The sequence below is a fragment of the Methylomagnum sp. genome (genome assembly GCF_054333355.1).
In genome coordinates this window covers 1-4,747 of sequence record NZ_JBTEKS010000344.1, presented here as the reverse complement: position 1 = coordinate 4,747, position 4,747 = coordinate 1, and the positions used below count along the sequence as shown (strand labels likewise).

The window sequence follows — 4,747 nt, the reverse complement described above, 5'->3', positions numbered from 1 at the left end:
CATCAGGGACAAATCCGGGTCGCCGGTCTCGATTTCCGCCTCGGGGCGGCAGGTGTCCATGACCTCGTAGCTGTGATAGCCGTTGGCGCCCAGGTCCAGGTCGAGGATTTCGGGCTTCCGGCCCACCAGCATGGCCACGGCGGCGACGCCCTGGGACGGCTCGGCGTAGGTCATCTTGGCCGCGCCCTTCGCCACGTCGGTGGCGATGACCAGCGCCTTGACCGCCGGGTTCGGGTTGGCCGCCACGAAACAAGCCGCCATTTGCAGCGCGGCGGTGCCGCCGTAGCAGGCTTGCTTGACCTCGAACAGCCGACAGGTGCGGCTCAGTCCCAGATGGTGGTGGATATAGGTGCTGAGCGACTTGCCGAAATCAATCCCCGATTCCGACGCGGTAATGACCAGTTCGATAGCGTCTTTCTCATCCGGGCTGAGGGCGTCTAGGATGGGCTTGGCGGCATTGACGGCGTTCGTCACCGGGTCTTCGCAGGGCAGCCCGACCGACTTTTTGTTCATCATCAGATTGTCGAACCGCTTGAGGCTCAACTCACGGGCCTCGAACAGGGTCCGAATATCCAGATAGGTTTGTCCGCAATAAGCGTTGAGGGCTTCGATTCCGACCGTCATGGTTGCAGTGTCTCTAGGATGGTGGCTGACAAGACTGGGGACGCCAATGCCGACGGGGCAAATTCCCGGTGACTCAGGAAAAGCTCCGGCCCCGCGCCGTGATGGATGGCGACGGCCAGGACATGGCCTGGATCGGGGAATTCTTGGGTGAATTGCCAGCCGCCGGGATTATCGTCAATCCCGGCGTGAAATTGGATAGCAATTTTTTCCCTTATTTCAAAAGAGAAACGGTCTAGCGGCAGGGATAGCCCCTGGCCCCGCGCCTTGATGTAGGCTTCTTTCAAGGTCCAGTAACGCAGGAAGGCGTGGGGGCGGTCTGATTCAGGCAGGTTTCGGAAAGCTTCCAACTCCGGCGGGGACAACACGGAGGTCGCCAGCGCCGTGAGATCACTGGAACGCCGCTCTGCTTCCACGTCGATGCCGCAGTCGTGGTCGAGGTTGACCACCAGCGCGGCCAAGCCCCGCGTATGGGAGAGATTGAAGCGGAGGTTCGGCATTCCCGGCCCGCGCAGGAGTTCCGGGCGACCGTAGGCGTTGGTCGAGAATTGCAGATGGCGGGGCGGAAGCTCCAGATAGGCCGCCAGTGTGTGCCGCACCATGGCATGGGCGACGAGGTATAAATGCCGGTCCCGCTCGAAATGGAACCGCCCGCACCGCTCGGTTTCCTCCTCCGACAGCAGGCGGCGGCAGGCGTCCAGCGCGGAAGGCTCGGTGAACCGATCCGTCCAGGCCAGCCAGATATGCGCTTCCCCATCCGGCAGCGGTGGTGTGCCGGAGAAGCGGTTCGGCATATTTAAGACATCAGTTCCGCGAAACGGCGGTTCAGGACTTCGGCGGTGCCTTCCATCAGCCGCTTGCCGATGTCGTCCACATGCCGGTTCCGCCAGTTTTCGTAGGGCGTGCCGCGCATCCATTGGTTGAAGGCACCGAGGGCGGGGCCGGTGTGGATTTGGTAGTCCACCACCTGCGATTGATCGCCGCTCTGGGCCAGCCGCGAGGTGTGACCGAAATACCAGCGGAAAACCAGCGCCATGCGGTGCTTCGAATTGATCTCCGCCTTCTCCAACTCTTCGGGCGCCCGCTTCGAAAAATACTCGCGGACATCGGCCCAAACGTCCTCGAAGCTGCGCCGGAAATAGCGCTCCTGAATCTGCTGGCGGGTCTTCGGGTCGATGTCTTCCAACGAGTTGTGCCGCAGGTACAAGTCATACAGCTTCTCCGCCCGGCCCGGAAATAGCAGCCCTTTCTTAAGCACCTGCACCCGCGCCCCCATTTCGAACATGTCGCCCGCCGGGCAATAGGCGGTGTCCTGCACCTCCATGGCTTGGAGCATGTCCTTGGCCGCGTCGCTGGTCCCGGCTTCCACGCTGCATTGGTTGATGGAGCCGGTGCCGATGAATTCCGCCCCCAGCATGAAGGCGGCGGCGGCGGCTTCCGGCGTGCCGATGCCGCCCGCCGCGCCCACCCGGATGCGCTTGCGGTAGCCGTATTCCTTCATCAACTGGTCGCGGAGCCGGACCACCGCCGGCATCAGGGTGTAGGGGATGCCGCGATCCGTATGCCCGCCCGAATCCGCTTCCACGCAGATGTCGTCGGCCATGGGCACCAGGCGGGCGAGCCGCGCTTGTTCCGCCGTGATGCTGCCCTCGTGGAGCAATCTGTTCACGAGGCTTTCCGGGGCGGGCGACATGAAGGCCCGCGCCACCTCCGGGCGCGATAGCTTGGCCTGGATCATGTGGCGGGTTATCACCCCGCCGCCCGCGCCGGACGCCAAGCCCGCCACCCGGAAGCGCACCAGGGCCGGGGAAACCTGAACGAAGGCAGCGGCTTCGACGCGGGTGATGCCATAGCGCAGGAACAGGTCCACGGTGGCCTCTTCCAGCTTGGGGGCGAAGGGGCTGGCGAGCAGGTTCATGCCGTAGGTCTGGCCCGCGCCCACTTCGGCCTGGATGGTGCGGATGCCTTGCTCCATGCGCTCCAAGCTCAGCCCGCCGGTGCCGAAGAAGCTCATGAAGCCCGCCTTCGCCAAGCGCACCACCATGGCTTCGGAGGCGATGCCCCGGTACATGGCACCGGCGGAATAGGCATAGCGGAGATTATGGTCGCGGCGGTAATCGGCGCTGCCCAGCGTGGTGGCCGTCAGTTTCGAGGGCACCGGGGTGTTGGGCGATTCCTGGATGCGCGGCGCTTCCGCCACGGTGGATGACCGCAAGGGCAGGGGGCTTGCCTCGGGCACCACCAGCGGGGTGGACTCCTGGGTGATTTGGGCGATGAGCCGGGTCAGCACATTGCCCGGCCCCACCTCCTCGAATTGGCTGACGCCCCGGCCCATCAAGTAGCGGATGCTATCCGTCCATTGCACGGAACGGGTGATCTGGCTCACCAAGGTGTCGCGGACTTGTCCGGGCGCATAAGGCCGGGCCGTCGCGTTGGCGACGACGGGAATCTGCGGGTCGGCGAAGGCGAAGCGGGCCGCGAAGTCCCGGAACTCGTCCTCGGCGGCCCGCATGAGCGGCGTATGAAAAGCCCCGCTGACCTGCAAGGGCACAAACATCTGGGCACCGCCCTTGAGGAAGGCGCTCTCCGCCGCCACGACATCGGCCTTCAAGCCGCCAATGACGAACTGCTTGGGCGAGTTGAGATTGGACAGGGACAGCGCGGGGAAGTCGGCGAGAATCCGCCGCACGTCCGCTTCCGCCAGCCCGATGACCGCCGCCATGCCGCCACCCGCCGCCCGGCTCATCAACTCGCCGCGCCGCATGGTGAGCTTGAGTCCGGTCGCGAAATCGAACACCCCGGCGGCGAATAGCGCGTTGTATTCGCCCAGGCTGTGCCCGGCCAGAAACGCGGGCTTTATCCCACTGTCCTCGATCTTGGCGAGATAGGTCAGCGCGTTGACCACATACAAAGCGGGCTGGGTGAACTGGGTCTGTGCGAGGCGCCCGTCCGGGTCGTCCAGACATAGCTCGCGGATGGAATAGCCCAGGATCGAATCAGCGGTCGCCACCCAATCGGGATAGCGCTCGAACAACCCGGCGCCCATGCCCTTTTTTTGTGCCCCCTGGCCCGGAAAAACGTAAGCGATCATGTCATTGCTCTTGTTGAAATGAGTGCGTGGCGCCGACCCGGGGCCGTGGCCGAAATGTTTTTGCAAGCCCTGCAATTGCTCCAGTTCGTCGCCGAAGCGGCTGATGATGCCGAAGACCTCCGAACGGGAGGTTTGCGGCAGGCCGTACTTGACGAAACCGGCCAGGGTCTTGGATGGCCCGAGGTCGATATAGGTGTAATGCCCGGTCTCTTCCAGCTTGCGGAGGGTGTCATGGAACCGGATCGGCTTCCTCAGGACATGCCAGGGATAATCGGCATTGACCGATTCCAGCGGACCCGCCAGACAACAGGATACCAGCGGCAGCCGCGCCGACCCAAAGGGCTTAGTTCCCATGAAACGCCGGTAGGGGGCTTCCATGGCGTCGATGCCCGCCGAATGGAAGCCGTGGGACAGCGGGAGGACTTGGTGGGTCACGCCCTTTTCCGAGAGGAAGGGGAGGGCGCGGGCCAACTGGCTCCGGTCGCCGGAAATGACGAAATGGCCATCGAAATTGACCCCCGCCAGTTCGGTGTGGTCCCGCAACGCCGGGCTGTCGTGGTACAGGCTCACCGAATCCAGCACCGCGACCATGCCGCCCGGCGGGCAGGTCTGTTCGACCATCCGCGCCTGTTGCACCAGGATTTCGATGGCGTCGGCCACCTCGACCATGCCCCCGATGACGGCGGCGGTGAACTCGCCCAGACTGGAGCCTAGCAGGATGTCCGGGCGGATGCCGAGTTCCTCCAAGGTCTTCGCCAGGGCGTACTCGACCATGAAGATGGCGGGGTGGCTGAACAACAGCCGGTCGAAGGGCTCGTGGATGGTCCGCCCGCCGTCGTACATATAGGCGATGACCGATTGCCCAAGCGATTCCCGCGCCAGGTCATCCACCCTGTCCAAATGGTGGCGGAACGCGGGATGGCCATCGTAGAGGCTCTTGCCCATCTGGAAGTAATGGGAGCCTTGCCCGGAAAACAGGAAGACCGTGGAACGCTTCATATACCCTGCCATTCACCGTTCAGTGGTTGATTTCAT

3 protein-coding genes are annotated in these 4,747 nt (G+C 63.8%); all 3 read right to left on the bottom strand.

What is annotated here, in order from left to right:
• On the bottom strand, positions 1-624 hold a 624-nt coding region (locus ACXWUF_RS18840; RefSeq protein ID WP_458496129.1), incomplete at its 3' end, for a hydroxymethylglutaryl-CoA synthase family protein.
• A complete protein-coding gene (locus ACXWUF_RS18835) occupies positions 621-1,415 on the bottom strand; it encodes a 4'-phosphopantetheinyl transferase family protein (RefSeq protein WP_458496128.1) in 795 nt (264 codons plus the stop codon). The genes ACXWUF_RS18840 and ACXWUF_RS18835, both read right to left, overlap by 4 nt.
• Before the next feature lie 2 nt (positions 1,416-1,417).
• Positions 1,418-4,711, bottom strand: a complete 3,294-nt coding sequence (gene fabD, locus ACXWUF_RS18830; RefSeq protein WP_458496127.1) for an ACP S-malonyltransferase — start codon at positions 4,709-4,711, stop codon at positions 1,418-1,420.
• Positions 4,712-4,747: the final 36 nt, after the last annotated feature.

Bases quoted from the DNA above. Each gene is read 5' to 3' on its own strand.
- ACXWUF_RS18835 (WP_458496128.1), bottom strand. From the start codon at position 1,415: ATGCCGAACCGCTTCTCCGGCACACCACCGCTGCCGGATGGGGAAGCG.
- fabD (WP_458496127.1), bottom strand. From the start codon at position 4,711: ATGAAGCGTTCCACGGTCTTCCTGTTTTCCGGGCAAGGCTCCCATTAC.